The sequence below is a fragment of the Enterobacter sp. BNK-13 genome, assembly GCF_048685015.1.
Taxonomy (GTDB): domain Bacteria; phylum Pseudomonadota; class Gammaproteobacteria; order Enterobacterales; family Enterobacteriaceae; genus Enterobacter; species Enterobacter quasiroggenkampii.
The window spans coordinates 315,891-332,143 of the sequence record NZ_JBLQTP010000001.1; the positions used below are offsets into that span (position 1 = coordinate 315,891).

Here is a 16,253-nt window from a genome sequence, read left to right on the forward strand (position 1 = left end):
CGTGCTCGCATGTTAAGGGGCTTAAAAAAACCAATGGCAAAGCAAGACTATTACGAGATTTTAGGCGTTCCGAAAACTGCGGAAGAGCGTGAAATCAAAAAGGCGTATAAGCGCCTGGCCATGAAATTCCACCCGGACCGTAACCAGGGTGACAAAGAGGCTGAAGCCAAATTTAAAGAGATCAAAGAAGCCTACGAAGTCCTGACCGATGCACAAAAACGTGCGGCCTATGACCAGTACGGTCACGCAGCCTTTGAACAGGGCGGCATGGGCGGCGGTGGATTCGGTGGCGGCGGCTTTGGCGGCGGCGCTGACTTCAGCGATATCTTTGGCGATGTGTTTGGCGATATCTTCGGCGGCGGTCGTGGTCGTCAGCGCGCTGCGCGCGGCGCGGATCTGCGCTACAACATGGATCTGACGCTGGAAGAGGCCGTTCGCGGTGTCACCAAAGAGATCCGTATTCCGACGCTGGAAGAGTGTGACGTTTGCCACGGCAGCGGTGCGAAAGCGGGTACGCAGCCGCAGACCTGTCCAACCTGTCACGGTTCCGGCCAGGTGCAGATGCGTCAGGGCTTCTTCGCGGTACAGCAGGCCTGTCCGCACTGTCACGGTCGCGGTACGCTGATTAAAGATCCGTGCACCAAGTGCCACGGCCACGGTCGCGTTGAAAAAACCAAGACCCTGTCCGTTAAGATCCCAGCTGGCGTCGATACGGGCGACCGCATCCGTCTGGCGGGTGAAGGTGAAGCAGGCGAACACGGCGCACCGGCAGGCGATCTGTACGTTCAGGTGCAGGTGAAACAGCACGCTATCTTCGAGCGCGAAGGGAACAACCTGTACTGTGAAGTGCCGATCAACTTCGCGATGGCGGCACTCGGTGGCGAAATTGAAGTACCGACGCTGGATGGCCGCGTCAATCTGAAGATCCCGGGCGAGACCCAGACCGGTAAGCTGTTCCGCATGCGCGGTAAAGGCGTTAAATCCGTTCGTGGCGGTGCGCAGGGCGACCTGCTGTGCCGCGTCGTCGTGGAAACGCCGGTTGGCCTGAACGACAAGCAGAAACAGCTGCTGAAAGAGTTGCAGGAGAGCTTCGGTGGCCCGACGGGTGAGAAAAACAGCCCGCGCTCCAAAAGCTTCTTCGATGGCGTTAAAAAATTCTTCGATGATTTGACCCGCTAATCGACTAGCTGGTTTTTATCCGCAAAAGCCCGGAAGCGATTCCGGGCTTTTTCTTTTTATCGGTATTGCTCGGTTAAACTGAACCTATACTCAATATTAATCTGTTTTTGCCGAGCTATCTGGCTTGGTATTATGGTTTTATCGAGGTATTGTTGTAAAAGAGAGAACTAAAGTGAAATTACTACACCGTTTCTTTAGCAGTGAGGCATCCGGCGGCGTGATCCTGATTATGGCTGCTGCGGCCGCGATGGTACTGGCCAACGTCGGAATGACCCGCGATCTGTATCATGCTTTTCTGGAAACGCCCGTTGAACTGAAGGTCGGGGCGCTGGAAATCAACAAGAACATGCTGCTGTGGATCAACGATGCGCTGATGGCGGTGTTCTTCCTGCTTGTGGGGCTTGAGGTTAAGCGTGAGCTGGTGCTGGGTTCGCTTGCCAGCCGCCAGCGTGCGGCATTCCCGGTCATTGCTGCGCTCGGCGGGATGGTGGTGCCGGCGCTGCTCTTTCTGGCGTTCACCTGGCAGGATCCGATCGCACGTCACGGCTGGGCAATCCCGGCTGCGACGGATATCGCTTTTGCGCTCGGGGTGCTGGCCTTGCTGGGAAGCCGCGTGCCGGTAGCCCTGAAAATCTTCCTGATGGCGCTGGCGATTATTGATGACCTTGGCGCCATTGTGATTATCGCGTTGTTCTACACCAGCGATCTGTCGATCCTGTCCCTGAGCGTGGCTGCCGGGGCGATTGCGGTGCTGGCGCTGCTGAACATCTTTAATGTGCGCCGCATCGGTATCTACATCCTCGTGGGGATGGTGCTGTGGACGGCGGTGCTGAAATCAGGCGTGCATGCCACGCTGGCTGGGGTGATCGTCGGCTTCTTCGTGCCGCTGAAGCCGCAGGACGGCAAGTCGCCTGCCAAACAGCTGGAGCATGTGCTGCACCCGTGGGTCGCCTTTATGATCCTGCCGCTGTTTGCGTTTGCCAACGCGGGCGTTTCCCTCGGCGGGGTGACGCTGGACGGGCTAACGTCCGTGCTGCCGCTGGGCATTATTGCCGGGCTGTTTATCGGCAAGCCGCTGGGTATTAGTCTCTTCTGCTGGCTGGCGACGAAACTGAAGCTGGCGTCATTGCCGCACGGCACCACGTTTAAGCAGATTATGGCCGTCGGCGTGCTGTGTGGTATCGGGTTTACGATGTCGATCTTTATCTCGACGCTGGCGTTTGGCGCGCATGCGCCTGAGCTGATCGTCTGGGCGAAACTCGGCATTCTTATCGGGTCATTACTGGCCGCGGTAATCGGTTATACCTTGCTGAAGGTAAAATTGTCCGGACAGGCCGTCCAGGCATAACGGAACACCGGGAGGAGGCGATCCTTCTCCCGATACACACTCAGGGAGAGAAGACGCGATGTCTCATTTGAATTACAACCATCTTTACTACTTCTGGCACGTCTATAAACAGGGATCGGTGGTCGGGGCAGCAGAGGCGCTCTACCTGACGCCGCAAACCATCACCGGGCAAATTAAGGCGCTGGAAGAGCGTTTGCAGGGCAAGCTGTTCAAGCGTAAGGGGCGCGGGATTGAACCCAGCGAACTGGGTGAACTGGTTTTCCGCTACGCGGACAAGATGTTCACCCTGAGCCAGGAGATGCTGGATATCGTTAACTATCGCAAAGAGTCGAACCTGCTCTTTGATGTTGGCGTGGCGGATGCGCTGTCCAAACGGCTGGTGAGCGGCGTGCTGGACGCGGCGGTGGTTGAAGATGAACAAATTCATCTTCGCTGCTTTGAATCCACTCACGAGATGCTGCTGGAACAGCTAAGCCAGCACAAGCTGGATATGATTATCTCGGACTGCCCGATTGACTCCACGCAGCAGGAAGGCTTGTTCTCGGTGAAGATTGGTGAATGCGGCGTGAGCTTCTGGTGCATTAATCCGCCGCCGGAGAAACCCTTCCCGGCCTGCCTGGAAGAACGTCGCCTGCTGGTGCCGGGAAGACGTTCCATGCTCGGACGCAAGCTGCTGAACTGGTTTAATTCCCAGGGGCTGAAGGTGGAAATCCTCGGTGAGTTTGACGATGCGGCGCTGATGAAAGCCTTTGGTGAAGCGCATAACGCCATCTTTGTTGCGCCGACGCTCTACGCGCACGATCTCTATTCGGATGACAAGATTACGGAGATAGGCAGAGTGGATAACGTGATGGAGGAGTATCACGCCATATTTGCCGAAAGAATGATTCAGCACCCTGCGGTGCAGCGAATCTGTAACCGTGACTACTCGGCGCTGTTTACGCCACCGGTAATCTGAAGACATAAAAAAACCCGCGTTAAGCGGGTTCTTTTAAAACAAGCAACAACAAGCGGCGATTAAGCCAGTTTGTTGATCTGCGCGGTCAGGTTTGCTTTATGACGCGCTGCTTTGTTTTTGTGGATCAGACCTTTAGCAGCCTGACGATCCACGATTGGTTGCATTTCGTTAAATGCGTTCTGCGCAGCAGCTTTGTCGCCAGCTTCGATAGCTGCGTATACTTTCTTGATGAAGGTACGCATCATAGAGCGACGGCTTGCGTTGTGCTTACGAGCCTTCTCAGACTGTACGGCACGTTTCTTAGCTGATTTGATATTAGCCAAGGTCCAACTCCCAAATATGATCTATGTGGACAATTCAAAGGCCGAGGAATATGCCCTCTATACCTTCTTTTGTCAATGGATTTGTGCAAATAAGCGCCGTTAATGTGGCGACGCTACGTTACGTAGTGATGGCGCAGGATTCTACCAGCTTGTTGTTCGTGAATACAGCTTTTCGGCATAAAAATCGCAGTTCGCGAGCAGATTTTTTCGCTGCGAAAGGTCAGCCTGATGAAATCATTACGGCTTTCTGTTTTGCACGAACAATCGCCGGTTAACCTTAACCGCTGTACAAGGTATACTTTGGCGATTTTCACTGTTTTGAGCCAGACATGAAGCTGATACGCGGCATACATAATCTCAGCAGAGCCCCGCACGGGTGCGTGCTGACCATTGGTAATTTCGACGGCGTGCATCGTGGTCATCAGGCGCTGTTGCAGGGATTGCGTAAAGAAGGGGAGGCCCGCGGTCTGCCCGTTGTAGTGATGATTTTCGAACCGCAGCCGCTGGAGCTGTTCGCGGGCGATAAATCTCCCGCCCGTCTTACACGCCTGCGCGAGAAGTTGCGCTATCTGGCTGAGTCCGGTGTGGACTACGTATTGTGCGTACGTTTCGATCGCCGCTTTGCCGCGCTGACAGCACAAAATTTCGTCAGCGACCTGCTGGTTAAGCGTCTTGGCGTGCAGTTTCTTGCCGTGGGCGATGATTTCCGCTTTGGCGCTGGTCGTCAGGGCGATTTCTTGCTATTACAGAAGGCTGGTCTGGAGTACGGTTTTGACGTCACCAGCGCGATGACCTTCTGTGAAGGCGGCGTACGCGTCAGCAGCACGGCGGTACGCCGGGCACTGGCCGATGACGAACTGGATACGGCAGAAACCCTGCTGGGGCATCCGTTCACCATCTCTGGCCGCGTGGTCCATGGCGATGCGCTGGGCCGCACGATAGGTTTCCCGACGGCGAATATACCGCTGCGTCGTCAGGTTTCCCCGGTTAAAGGGGTCTATGCGGTAGAAGTGGCAGGACTGGGCGATAAACCGTTCTACGGCGTCGCCAATATTGGCACGCGTCCGACCGTCGCCGGTGTGCGTCAACAGCTAGAAGTGCACCTGCTGGACGTTGTAATGGACCTGTATGGTCGCCATATAGATGTAATACTGCGTAAAAAAATACGCAATGAGCAGCGATTTGGTTCGCTGGATGAACTCAAAGCGCAAATTGCGCGAGATGAATTGACGGCCCGCGAGTTTTTTGGGCTTTAGAACCGGCTTAACTGCCTACGTGATAAATACGGAACCGAGAATCTGATGAGTGACTATAAATCAACCCTGAATTTGCCGGAAACAGGGTTCCCGATGCGCGGCGATCTCGCCAAGCGCGAACCGGGAATGCTGGCGCGTTGGACCGATGATGACCTGTACGGCATCATTCGTGCAGCCAAAAAAGGCAAAAAAACCTTCATTCTGCATGATGGCCCTCCCTATGCGAATGGCAGCATTCATATTGGTCACTCGGTTAACAAGATTCTGAAAGACATTATCGTGAAGTCCAAAGGACTCGCGGGCTATGACTCGCCTTACGTTCCGGGCTGGGACTGCCACGGTCTGCCAATCGAGCTGAAAGTCGAACAAGAGTTCGGCAAGCCAGGTGAGAAGTTCACCGCCGCTGAGTTCCGTGCGAAGTGCCGCGAATACGCAGCCACGCAGGTTGACGGTCAGCGTGCTGACTTCATCCGTCTGGGTGTACTGGGCGACTGGTCGCACCCGTACCTGACCATGGACTTCAAAACGGAAGCCAACATTATCCGTGCGCTGGGCAAAATCATCGGTAACGGCCACCTGCACAAAGGCGCAAAGCCGGTGCACTGGTGCGTGGACTGCCGTTCTGCGCTGGCAGAAGCGGAAGTGGAGTATTACGACAAAACCTCTCCGTCTATCGACGTGGCCTTCCACGCGGTGGATCAGGATGCGGTAAAAGCCAAATTTGGCGTCGCCTCGGTAAACGGCCCGATCTCTCTGGTGATTTGGACCACCACCCCGTGGACCCTGCCAGCCAACCGTGCGATCTCCCTGTCCGGTGAGTTCGAATACGCGCTGGTGCAGATTGACGGTCAGGCGGTTATCCTGGCGAAAGATCTGGTTGAGAGCGTGCTGAAGCGCGCGCATATCACTGACTACACCGTGCTGGGCACCGTGAAAGGTGACGCCCTGGAGCTGATGCGTTTCAAACACCCGTTCCTGGACTTCGACGTTCCGGCGATCTTGGGCGACCACGTGACGCTGGAAGCGGGTACCGGTGCGGTACATACCGCCGGTGGCCACGGTCCTGACGACTACAACATCAGCCTGAAGTACGGTCTGGAAATCGCTAACCCGGTTGGCCCGGACGGTTCTTACCTGCCTGGCACCTACCCGGCGCTGGACGGTATCAACGTCTTCAAAGCGAACGACATTATCGTCGACATGCTGCGTACCAGCGGCGCGCTGCTGCACGTTGAAAAAATGCAGCACAGCTATCCGTGCTGCTGGCGTCACAAGACCCCGATCATCTTCCGTGCGACCCCGCAGTGGTTCGTGAGCATGGATCAGAAGGGCCTGCGCGAGCAGTCTCTGAAAGAGATCAAAGGCGTGCAGTGGATCCCGGACTGGGGCCAGGCGCGTATCGAATCCATGGTGGCTAACCGTCCTGACTGGTGTATCTCCCGTCAGCGTACCTGGGGCGTGCCGATGTCGCTGTTCGTGCATAAAGAGACGCATGAGCTGCACCCGAACACCCTGGAACTGATGGAAGAAGTGGCGAAGCGCGTCGAAGTTGACGGCATTCAGGCGTGGTGGGATCTCGACGCCCGCGACATCCTGGGCGCTGATGCGGACAACTACGAGAAAGTGCCGGATACCCTGGACGTGTGGTTCGATTCTGGGTCTACCCACTCCTCCGTGGTTGACGTGCGTCCGGAGTTTGCCGGTCACGCGGCCGATATGTATCTGGAAGGGTCTGACCAACACCGCGGCTGGTTCATGTCATCTCTGATGATCTCTACCGCCATGAAGGGTAAAGCGCCTTACCGTCAGGTACTGACTCACGGCTTCACCGTGGATGGTCAGGGCCGTAAGATGTCCAAATCTATCGGTAACACCGTTTCTCCGCAGGATGTGATGAACAAGCTGGGCGCAGACATTCTGCGTCTGTGGGTGGCGTCGACCGACTACACCGGCGAAATGGCGGTGTCTGACGAGATCCTGAAACGCGCTGCCGACAGCTATCGTCGTATCCGTAACACCGCGCGCTTCCTGCTGGCAAACCTGAACGGGTTCGATCCGGCAAAAGACATGGTGAAACCGGAAGAGATGGTCGTGCTGGACCGCTGGGCGGTAGGCTGCGCGAAAGCGGCGCAGGAAGATATCCTGAAGGCCTATGAGTCTTATGACTTCCACGAAGTGGTGCAGCGCCTGATGCGCTTCTGCTCCATTGAGATGGGCTCGTTCTACCTCGACATCATCAAAGACCGCCAGTACACCGCGAAAGCGGACAGCGTGGCGCGTCGTAGCTGCCAGACCGCACTGTTCCATATCGCAGAAGCGCTGGTACGCTGGATGGCGCCGATCATGTCCTTCACCGCGGATGAAATCTGGGGTTATCTGCCGGGCGACCGCGAGAAGTATGTCTTCACGGGCGAGTGGTACGAAGGTCTGTTCGATCTCTCCAGCACCGAAGCAATGAACGATGCCTTCTGGGACGAGCTGCTGAAAGTGCGTGGCGAAGTGAACAAGGTTATCGAGCAGGCGCGTGCTGATAAGAAAGTCGGCGGCTCTCTGGAAGCGGCAGTAACCCTGTACGCGGAGCCAGAGCTGGCGGCGAAGCTGACGGCGCTGGGCGATGAATTACGATTTGTCCTGTTGACCTCCGGTGCGAAAGTTGCGGATTATGCCGAGGCTTCTGCTGATGCTCAGCAGAGCGAACTGCTCAAAGGACTGAAAGTCGCGCTGAGCAAAGCCGACGGTGAGAAATGCCCGCGTTGCTGGCATTACACCACCGATGTCGGTCAGGTGGCGGAACACGCAGACATCTGCGGACGCTGTGTAAGCAACGTCGCCGGTGACGGCGAAAAACGTAAGTTTGCCTGATGAGTAAAACTCTCTGTTCAACAGGACTGCGCTGGCTGTGGCTGGTTGTGGTGGTGCTGATTATCGATCTGGGCAGCAAGTTCCTGATCCTCCAGAACTTTGCTCTGGGGGAGACGGTCCCGCTGTTCCCGTCGCTTAACCTGCACTACGCGCGCAACTACGGTGCGGCGTTCAGTTTCCTTGCTGACAGCGGTGGATGGCAGCGCTGGTTCTTTGCGGGTATCGCTCTCGGTATCTGCGTGATCCTGGCGGTGCTGATGTACCGCTCGAAGGCAACGCAAAAGCTGAATAACATCGCCTACGCGCTGATCATTGGCGGCGCGCTGGGCAACCTGTTTGATCGCCTGTGGCATGGCTTTGTGGTCGATATGATCGACTTCTACGTCGGCGACTGGCACTTCGCGACCTTTAACCTCGCTGATAGCGCCATTTGCATCGGTGCGGCGTTAATCGTGCTGGAAGGCTTCTTGCCTAAACCCGCTGCGAAAGAGCAGGCGTAAGCATCAATGCCGGGTGGCGCTACGCTTACCCGGCCTACAGAATTTGTGGCTTCCCGTAGGCCCGGTAAGCGTAGCGCCACCGGGCAACAGGTGACCCAAAACAAGCGAGCAATTTGCATGTCTAAATCCGTACAGAGCAACAGCGCGGTTCTCGTTCACTTCACGCTGAAGCTGGATGATGGTTCAACGGCTGAGTCCACCCGCAATAACGGTAAACCGGCCCTGTTTCGTCTTGGCGATACCTCCCTGTCTGAAGGTCTTGAGCAGCAGCTTCTGGGCCTGAAAGAGGGCGAGAAAAAAGCCTTTTCGCTGGAGCCGGATGCGGCATTTGGCGTGCCAAGCCCGGACCTGATCCAGTATTTCTCGCGCCGCGAGTTTATGGACGCAGGTGAACCGGAAATCGGCGCGATTATGCTCTTTACCGCTATGGACGGCAGCGAAATGCCTGGCGTGATCCGCGAAATCAACGGCGACTCGATTACCGTTGACTTCAACCATCCGCTTGCCGGGCGTACCGTTCATTTTGATGTTGAAGTGCTGGAAATCGATCCGGCACTGGAGGCCTGAAATGCAGATCCTGTTGGCTAACCCGCGCGGCTTCTGCGCCGGTGTAGACCGCGCTATCAGCATTGTTGAAAACGCGCTGGAGATTTACGGCGCGCCGATTTATGTACGTCACGAAGTGGTGCATAACCGCTACGTGGTCGACAGCCTGCGCGAACGCGGTGCCATCTTTATCGAGCAGATCAGCGAAGTGCCGGACGGTGCGATCCTGATTTTCTCCGCGCACGGCGTCTCTCAGGCGGTCCGTAACGAAGCGAAAAGTCGCGATCTGACCGTCTTCGATGCCACCTGCCCATTGGTGACCAAGGTGCATATGGAAGTGGCGCGCGCCAGCCGCCGTGGTGAAGAGTCGATCCTGATTGGTCATGCCGGCCACCCGGAAGTCGAGGGCACCATGGGCCAGTACAGCAACCCTGAAGGGGGAATGTACCTGGTGGAGTCGCCTGAAGATGTCTTTACGCTGAACGTGAAAAACGAAGCGCGCCTGTCGTTTATGACCCAGACGACGCTCTCCGTCGACGATACCTCAGACGTGATTGACGCCCTGCGTCAGCGCTTCCCGAAAATCGTCGGGCCGCGCAAGGACGACATCTGCTACGCCACCACCAATCGTCAGGAAGCAGTGCGTGCGCTGGCTGAACAGGCGGACGTGGTGCTGGTGGTCGGCTCTAAGAACTCCTCCAACTCTAACCGTCTGGCTGAACTGGCACAGCGAATGGGGAAGGCGGCGTTCCTGATCGACGATGCCACGGATATTCAGGAAGCGTGGGTTAAAGACGCGGCCTGCGTAGGCGTGACGGCCGGGGCATCCGCGCCCGATATTTTGGTACAAAACGTCATTTCCCGTCTGCAGGAGCTGGGCGGCGGCGAAGCGGTGCCGCTGGAAGGACGCGAAGAGAATATTGTTTTCGAAGTGCCGAAAGAGCTGAGAATCGACGCCCGCGAAGTCGAATAGTCCCTTTTCTGATGAAAGGCCAGCACCTCCTGTGCTGGCCTTTTTTTTACCCGTTACTTTATCGTGACGACAAAATCATGTCTTTTACTGATATTTAAGTCGGTTTCACGTTAAATTCTAATTATCGGTGTTTTCAGTTGGCAGTGCTCAGAAAGGCTGGTTAATCTGAAAACGGTTTACATCATTTTAACGTAAGAGAATAACTATGCATGATGCACAGATCCGTGTCGCCATTGCGGGCGCGGGTGGACGTATGGGCCGTCAGCTTATTCAGGCGGCACTTCAGATGGATGGCGTAGCACTTGGCGCGGCGCTGGAGCGTGACGGTTCATCACTTCTGGGGACCGATGCTGGCGAGCTGGCGGGCGCGGGAAAGACCGGCGTCACTGTACAAAGCAGCCTGGACGCGGTTAAAGATGACTTCGATGTCTTCATCGATTTTACCCGTCCTGAAGGAACGCTCACGCATCTGGCGTTTTGCCGTCAGCACGGCAAGGGGATGGTGATTGGCACCACCGGTTTTGACGATGCGGGCAAGCAGGCTATCCAGGATGCATCCAAAGAGATTGCGATTGTCTTCGCCGCAAACTTTAGCGTGGGCGTTAACGTCATGCTGAAGCTGCTGGAGAAGGCGGCGAAGGTGATGGGCAACTACACCGATATTGAGATTGTCGAAGCTCACCACCGCTATAAGGTTGATGCGCCATCAGGCACGGCGCTGGCAATGGGCGAAGCGATTGCTCATGCACTTGATAAAGATTTAAAAGACTGTGCAGTCTATGCCCGCGAAGGCCACACCGGGGAGCGCGTGCCGGGCACCATTGGTTTCGCAACCGTCCGGGCGGGTGACATCGTCGGCGAACATACCGCGATGTTCGCCGATATTGGCGAGCGCGTCGAGATTACGCATAAAGCGTCCAGCCGAATGACGTTTGCCAATGGTGCCGTTCGATCCGCCTTGTGGCTGAAAGAGAAGAAAAATGGTCTTTTTGATATGAGAGATGTGCTTGATCTCAACAATCTGTAAGCATTATTACCCATCGTGATGTGGTTATTGCAGTCGTAATCCTTTGATTGCATAGGGCAATAATTTATTGCCCTTTTATTTTATCTGTTTCGCTCTCATTTTGTTCCTTTAGCCTTGAAAGTATAGCCATTCCCCTTAATTCTCGTTACTGAAATGTAAATTTTGACCATTTGGTCCACTTTTTGATGCTGCGTCGACTCATTTTTCATTAAACCCGGCGCGCAAGCGTTTTCTGCAGTGATTTACCTGATCTTTTTGTCGCTTAAGCTTCACTCACCTCGTCAGATACGCAAAAGACTAAACAAAATATCGGTTTTAAGTTGACTTTTACCCACCAAATCTCCAGAATGCCGCCGTTTGCCAAAAATCCGCTGGCAACACATTTGCATTGATCCATGACATGGTTATGAATTAATATGCAAATAAAGTGAGTGAATATTCTCTGGAGGGTGTTTTGATTAAGTCAGCGCTATTGGTTCTGGAAGACGGAACCCAGTTTATCGGTCGGGCCATAGGGGCAACGGGTTCGGCGGTTGGGGAAGTCGTTTTCAATACTTCAATGACCGGTTATCAAGAAATCCTCACTGATCCTTCCTATTCTCGCCAAATCGTTACTCTTACTTATCCTCATATCGGCAATGTCGGCACCAATGCGGCTGACGAAGAATCCTCTCAGGTGCATGCGCAGGGCCTGGTCATTCGTGACCTGCCGCTGATTGCCAGCAACTTCCGCAATACTGAAGACCTCTCTTCTTACCTGAAGCGCCATAACATCGTGGCGATTGCCGATATCGATACCCGTAAGTTAACGCGTCTGCTGCGCGAGAAGGGTGCACAGAACGGCTGCATCATCGCGGGTGATAACCTCGATGCGACGCTGGCGCTGGAAAAAGCGAAAGCCTTCCCGGGCCTGAACGGCATGGACCTGGCGAAAGAAGTGACTACCGCAGAAGCCTACAGCTGGACTCAGGGTAGCTGGACGCTGGAAGGCGACCTGCCGGAAGCGAAAAAAGAGAGCGAGCTGCCGTTCCACGTCGTGGCCTACGATTTCGGCGCCAAGCGCAACATCCTGCGCATGCTGGTTGACCGCGGCTGCCGCCTGACGGTGGTGCCGGCAAAAACGTCTGCTGAAGACGTACTGAAGATGAATCCGGACGGTATTTTCCTGTCCAACGGGCCTGGCGACCCGGCGCCGTGCGATTACGCCATCGCTGCCATCAAGTCCTTCCTGGAAACCGACATCCCGGTATTCGGCATCTGCCTCGGCCATCAGCTGCTGGCGCTGGCGAGCGGTGCGAACACCGTCAAGATGAAGTTCGGCCACCACGGTGGTAACCACCCGGTGAAAGATATCGATAACAACACGGTGATGATCACCGCGCAGAACCACGGCTTTGCCGTCGATGAGGCCTCAATGCCGGCTAACCTGCGCGTGACCCATAAGTCGCTGTTCGATGGCACCCTGCAGGGGATTCATCGCACCGATAAGCCAGCGTTCAGCTTCCAGGGGCATCCGGAAGCCAGCCCGGGCCCACACGACGCCGCGCCGCTGTTCGATCACTTCATCGAACTTATCGAGCAATACCGTAAGACCGCTAAATAATCAGGAGCCGAGAAGACAATGCCAAAACGTACAGACATAAAAAGCATCCTGATCCTTGGCGCTGGCCCGATCGTCATCGGCCAGGCCTGCGAATTCGACTACTCCGGCGCGCAGGCGTGTAAAGCCCTGCGTGAAGAGGGTTACCGCGTCATCCTGGTTAACTCTAACCCGGCTACCATCATGACCGACCCGGAAATGGCAGATGCGACCTACATCGAGCCGATTCACTGGGAAGTGGTGCGTAAAATCATCGAGAAAGAGCGTCCGGACGCGGTGCTGCCAACCATGGGCGGCCAGACGGCGCTGAACTGTGCGCTCGAGCTGGAGCGTCAGGGCGTGCTGGCCGAGTTCGGCGTCACCATGATTGGTGCGACCGCCGACGCGATTGATAAAGCCGAAGACCGTCGCCGCTTCGACGTGGCGATGAAGAAAATCGGCCTCGACACCGCGCGCTCCGGTATCGCACACAACATGGAAGAAGCGCTGGCCGTTGCGGCTGACGTGGGCTATCCGTGCATCATCCGTCCATCGTTCACCATGGGCGGCACCGGCGGCGGTATCGCTTACAACCGTGAAGAGTTCGAAGAAATTTGCGAACGCGGTCTGGATCTCTCTCCAACCAAAGAGCTGCTGATTGATGAATCGCTGATTGGCTGGAAAGAGTACGAGATGGAAGTGGTGCGTGATAAAAACGACAACTGCATCATCGTCTGCTCCATCGAAAACTTCGATGCGATGGGTATCCACACCGGCGACTCCATCACCGTTGCGCCAGCCCAGACGCTGACCGACAAAGAGTACCAAATCATGCGTAACGCCTCGATGGCGGTACTGCGTGAAATCGGCGTGGAAACCGGTGGTTCAAACGTGCAGTTCTCCGTGAACCCGAAAACCGGCCGCCTGATTGTTATCGAAATGAACCCGCGCGTGTCCCGCTCCTCCGCGCTGGCCTCTAAAGCGACCGGCTTCCCGATTGCGAAAGTGGCGGCGAAACTGGCGGTGGGTTATACCCTCGACGAGCTGATGAACGACATCACCGGTGGCCGCACCCCTGCGTCCTTCGAGCCGTCCATCGACTACGTTGTGACCAAAATTCCACGCTTTAACTTCGAGAAATTTGCAGGCGCGAATGACCGTCTGACCACCCAGATGAAATCTGTCGGGGAAGTGATGGCGATTGGCCGCACGCAGCAGGAATCCCTGCAGAAAGCGCTGCGCGGTCTGGAAGTGGGCGCGACCGGTTTCGACCCGAAAGTGAGCCTGGACGACCCGGAAGCGCTGACCAAAATCCGCCGCGAGCTGAAAGACGCGGGTGCAGAGCGTATCTGGTACATCGCCGATGCCTTCCGTGCCGGTCTGTCCGTCGACGGCGTGTTCAACCTGACTAACATCGACCGCTGGTTCCTGGTGCAGATTGAAGAGCTGGTGCGTCTGGAAGAGAAAGTGGCCGAGCTGGGCATCAACGGCCTGGACGCTGACTTCCTGCGCGTGCTGAAGCGTAAAGGCTTCGCCGATGCGCGTCTGGCTAAGCTGGCGGGCGTGCGCGAAGCGGAAATCCGCAAGCTGCGTGACCAGTATGACCTGCACCCGGTCTACAAGCGCGTGGACACCTGTGCGGCTGAATTCTCGACCGACACCGCGTACATGTACTCCACCTATGAAGAGGAGTGCGAAGCGAACCCGTCCGTCGACCGCGACAAGATTATGGTGCTGGGCGGTGGTCCAAACCGTATCGGCCAGGGCATCGAGTTCGACTACTGCTGCGTACACGCCTCGCTGGCGCTGCGCGAAGACGGTTACGAGACCATCATGGTCAACTGTAACCCGGAAACCGTCTCCACCGACTACGACACCTCCGACCGCCTCTACTTCGAGCCGGTTACCCTGGAAGACGTGCTGGAAATCGTGCGCATCGAGAAGCCAAAAGGCGTTATCGTGCAGTATGGTGGCCAGACTCCGCTGAAGCTGGCGCGCGCGCTGGAAGCGGCAGGCGTACCGGTTATCGGTACCAGCCCGGATGCGATTGACCGTGCGGAAGACCGCGAGCGTTTCCAGCAGGCGGTTGACCGTCTGAAGCTGAAACAGCCGGCGAACGCCACGGTGACGGCCATCGAACAGGCCGTAGAGAAGGCGAAAGAGATTGGCTACCCGCTGGTGGTTCGTCCTTCCTACGTGCTGGGCGGCCGCGCGATGGAAATCGTCTACGACGAAGCCGACCTGCGTCGCTACTTCCAGACGGCGGTGAGCGTCTCCAACGATGCGCCAGTGCTGCTCGACCGCTTCCTCGACGATGCGGTAGAAGTGGACGTTGATGCCATCTGCGACGGCGAAATGGTGCTGATTGGCGGCATTATGGAGCATATCGAGCAGGCGGGCGTGCACTCCGGTGACTCTGCCTGTTCTCTGCCAGCGTACACCCTGAGCCAGGAAATTCAGGATGTGATGCGCCAGCAGGTGCAGAAGCTGGCCTTCGAGCTGCAGGTTCGCGGCCTGATGAACGTCCAGTTCGCGGTGAAAGATAACGAAGTCTACCTGATTGAAGTCAACCCGCGTGCGGCACGTACCGTACCGTTCGTCTCCAAAGCCACCGGTATTCCGCTGGCGAAAGTGGCGGCGCGCGTGATGGCAGGCCAGACGCTGGCACAGCAGGGCGTGACCAAAGAGATCATTCCACCGTACTACTCGGTGAAAGAAGTGGTGCTGCCGTTCAACAAATTCCCGGGCGTTGACCCACTGTTAGGGCCAGAAATGCGTTCAACCGGGGAAGTGATGGGCGTAGGCCGCACCTTCGCAGAAGCGTTCGCGAAGGCGCAGCTGGGCAGTAGCTCAACCATGAGAAAATCGGGCCGTGCGCTGCTCTCCGTTCGCGAAGGCGACAAAGAGCGCGTGGTTGACCTTGCGGCCAAGCTGCTGAAGCAGGGCTTTGAGCTGGACGCGACCCACGGTACGGCGATTGTGCTGGGCGAAGCGGGCATCAACCCGCGTCTGGTGAACAAGGTGCATGAAGGTCGTCCGCACATTCAGGATCGTATTAAGAATGGCGAATACACCTACATCATCAACACCACCGCAGGCCGCCAGGCGATTGAAGACTCCAAGCTGATTCGCCGCAGCGCGCTGCAGTACAAAGTGCACTACGACACCACCCTGAACGGCGGTTTCGCAACAGCCATGGCGCTGAACGCGGATGCCACCGAGAAGGTGATTTCGGTTCAGGAAATGCACGCGCAGATTAGCAAGTAATCTGCGTAGGCCCGGCAAGCGGTAGCGCTGCCGGGCAAATGGCGGGTGGCGCTTCGCTTACCCGCCCTACTTTTTTCTTTATCCATCTTCAGAACCTTCTGGTTTTTCATCCGCATTCAGTGAGTTAGCCTAAAATCATTAGGTCGATAACGAAATTCAACTGAGAGCAGGGGAAAACACCATGCAAAATAAATTACTGATCGCCACCCTTCTTGCCGCCACTGCAACGTTTACCGTCGCGGGCTGTTCCTCTAACCAGGCAGTGAAAACCACCGATGGCAAAACCATTGTCACCGACGGAAAACCACAGGTCGATGATGATACCGGTCTGGTGTCGTATAAAAATGCGGAAACGGGTCAGACCGAGCAGATCAACCGTGATCAGGTTAAATCAATGGGCGAGCTGGATAACTAATAAAAAAGCCGTGGCGTTTG

13 protein-coding genes and 1 pseudogene are annotated in these 16,253 nt (G+C 56.2%); 13 read left to right on the forward strand and 1 reads right to left on the reverse strand.

Annotated features, from left to right (window positions below; all coding sequences use genetic code 11):
• Positions 1-33 precede the first annotated feature (33 nt).
• The 3 genes from dnaJ to nhaR all read left to right on the forward strand — a co-directional run bounded on the left by dnaJ (position 34) and on the right by nhaR (position 3,485).
• Complete coding sequence (gene dnaJ / locus ACMGGQ_RS01515) at positions 34-1,179, forward strand: molecular chaperone DnaJ (RefSeq protein WP_008502040.1); 1,146 nt, start codon at positions 34-36, stop codon at positions 1,177-1,179.
• A gap of 172 nt (positions 1,180-1,351) precedes the next feature.
• Positions 1,352-2,527 (forward strand): Na+/H+ antiporter NhaA, encoded by a 1,176-nt coding sequence (gene nhaA, locus ACMGGQ_RS01520; RefSeq protein WP_047746184.1) that lies wholly within the window; start codon positions 1,352-1,354, stop codon positions 2,525-2,527.
• Between the two features lie 58 nt (positions 2,528-2,585).
• The gene (nhaR, locus tag ACMGGQ_RS01525) at positions 2,586-3,485 is read left to right on the forward strand and encodes a transcriptional activator NhaR (RefSeq protein WP_048225603.1); all 900 of its coding nucleotides are present in this window, start codon (positions 2,586-2,588) and stop codon (positions 3,483-3,485) included.
• Positions 3,486-3,544: 59 nt separating this feature from the next.
• Here the strand turns inward: nhaR and rpsT are convergent, their stop codons facing one another.
• Complete coding sequence (rpsT, locus tag ACMGGQ_RS01530; RefSeq protein ID WP_003856458.1) at positions 3,545-3,808, reverse strand: 30S ribosomal protein S20; 264 nt, start codon at positions 3,806-3,808, stop codon at positions 3,545-3,547.
• A gap of 115 nt (positions 3,809-3,923) precedes the next feature.
• Between rpsT and ACMGGQ_RS01535 the strand changes: the two are divergent.
• From ACMGGQ_RS01535 to ACMGGQ_RS01580, 10 genes and pseudogenes are all read left to right on the forward strand, one after another.
• Positions 3,924-4,130: pseudogene (locus ACMGGQ_RS01535) on the forward strand (DUF2575 domain-containing protein); the annotation flags it as partial.
• A gap of 7 nt (positions 4,131-4,137) precedes the next feature.
• On the forward strand, positions 4,138-5,064 hold the full coding sequence (ribF, locus tag ACMGGQ_RS01540) for a bifunctional riboflavin kinase/FAD synthetase (RefSeq protein WP_045907763.1): 927 nt from the start codon (positions 4,138-4,140) through the stop codon (positions 5,062-5,064).
• A gap of 45 nt (positions 5,065-5,109) precedes the next feature.
• Positions 5,110-7,926, forward strand: a complete 2,817-nt coding sequence (ileS, locus tag ACMGGQ_RS01545; protein ID WP_047746182.1) for an isoleucine--tRNA ligase — start codon at positions 5,110-5,112, stop codon at positions 7,924-7,926.
• Complete coding sequence (gene lspA / locus ACMGGQ_RS01550) at positions 7,926-8,426, forward strand: signal peptidase II (protein WP_008502034.1); 501 nt, start codon at positions 7,926-7,928, stop codon at positions 8,424-8,426. Before ileS ends, lspA begins: the two co-directional genes overlap by 1 nt.
• A 117-nt stretch (positions 8,427-8,543) precedes the next feature.
• Positions 8,544-8,993, forward strand: a complete 450-nt coding sequence (gene fkpB, locus ACMGGQ_RS01555; RefSeq protein ID WP_003856450.1) for an FKBP-type peptidyl-prolyl cis-trans isomerase — start codon at positions 8,544-8,546, stop codon at positions 8,991-8,993.
• A 1-nt stretch (position 8,994) separates the two neighbouring features.
• Positions 8,995-9,945 (forward strand): 4-hydroxy-3-methylbut-2-enyl diphosphate reductase, encoded by a 951-nt coding sequence (gene ispH / locus ACMGGQ_RS01560; protein WP_045415580.1) that lies wholly within the window; start codon positions 8,995-8,997, stop codon positions 9,943-9,945.
• Positions 9,946-10,150: 205 nt separating this feature from the next.
• Complete coding sequence (gene dapB, locus ACMGGQ_RS01565) at positions 10,151-10,972, forward strand: 4-hydroxy-tetrahydrodipicolinate reductase (protein ID WP_045907766.1); 822 nt, start codon at positions 10,151-10,153, stop codon at positions 10,970-10,972.
• 454 nt (positions 10,973-11,426) lie between these two features.
• Positions 11,427-12,575 carry a glutamine-hydrolyzing carbamoyl-phosphate synthase small subunit gene (carA, locus tag ACMGGQ_RS01570; protein ID WP_045907767.1) on the forward strand — a complete coding sequence of 383 codons (1,149 nt, stop codon included), beginning with the start codon at positions 11,427-11,429 and terminating at the stop codon, positions 12,573-12,575.
• An 18-nt stretch (positions 12,576-12,593) separates the two neighbouring features.
• Positions 12,594-15,818, forward strand: a complete 3,225-nt coding sequence (gene carB, locus ACMGGQ_RS01575) for a carbamoyl-phosphate synthase large subunit (RefSeq protein WP_045907768.1) — start codon at positions 12,594-12,596, stop codon at positions 15,816-15,818.
• Between the two features lie 181 nt (positions 15,819-15,999).
• Entirely contained in the window at positions 16,000-16,233 is a 234-nt protein-coding gene (locus ACMGGQ_RS01580; RefSeq protein ID WP_021240552.1) for a YgdI/YgdR family lipoprotein, read from the forward strand.
• The last annotated feature ends 20 nt before the right edge of the window (positions 16,234-16,253 follow it).

Excerpts from the sequence above, each read along its gene's own strand:
- dnaJ (WP_008502040.1), top strand. The coding sequence starts at position 34 with ATGGCAAAGCAAGACTATTACGAGATTTTAGGCGTTCCGAAAACTGCG.
- nhaR (WP_048225603.1), top strand. The coding sequence starts at position 2,586 with ATGTCTCATTTGAATTACAACCATCTTTACTACTTCTGGCACGTCTAT.
- ribF (WP_045907763.1), top strand. The coding sequence starts at position 4,138 with ATGAAGCTGATACGCGGCATACATAATCTCAGCAGAGCCCCGCACGGG.
- ileS (WP_047746182.1), top strand. The coding sequence starts at position 5,110 with ATGAGTGACTATAAATCAACCCTGAATTTGCCGGAAACAGGGTTCCCG.
- lspA (WP_008502034.1), top strand. The coding sequence starts at position 7,926 with ATGAGTAAAACTCTCTGTTCAACAGGACTGCGCTGGCTGTGGCTGGTT.
- fkpB (WP_003856450.1), top strand. The coding sequence starts at position 8,544 with ATGTCTAAATCCGTACAGAGCAACAGCGCGGTTCTCGTTCACTTCACG.
- ispH (WP_045415580.1), top strand. The coding sequence starts at position 8,995 with ATGCAGATCCTGTTGGCTAACCCGCGCGGCTTCTGCGCCGGTGTAGAC.
- dapB (WP_045907766.1), top strand. The coding sequence starts at position 10,151 with ATGCATGATGCACAGATCCGTGTCGCCATTGCGGGCGCGGGTGGACGT.
- carB (WP_045907768.1), top strand. The coding sequence starts at position 12,594 with ATGCCAAAACGTACAGACATAAAAAGCATCCTGATCCTTGGCGCTGGC.
- ACMGGQ_RS01580 (WP_021240552.1), top strand. The coding sequence starts at position 16,000 with ATGCAAAATAAATTACTGATCGCCACCCTTCTTGCCGCCACTGCAACG.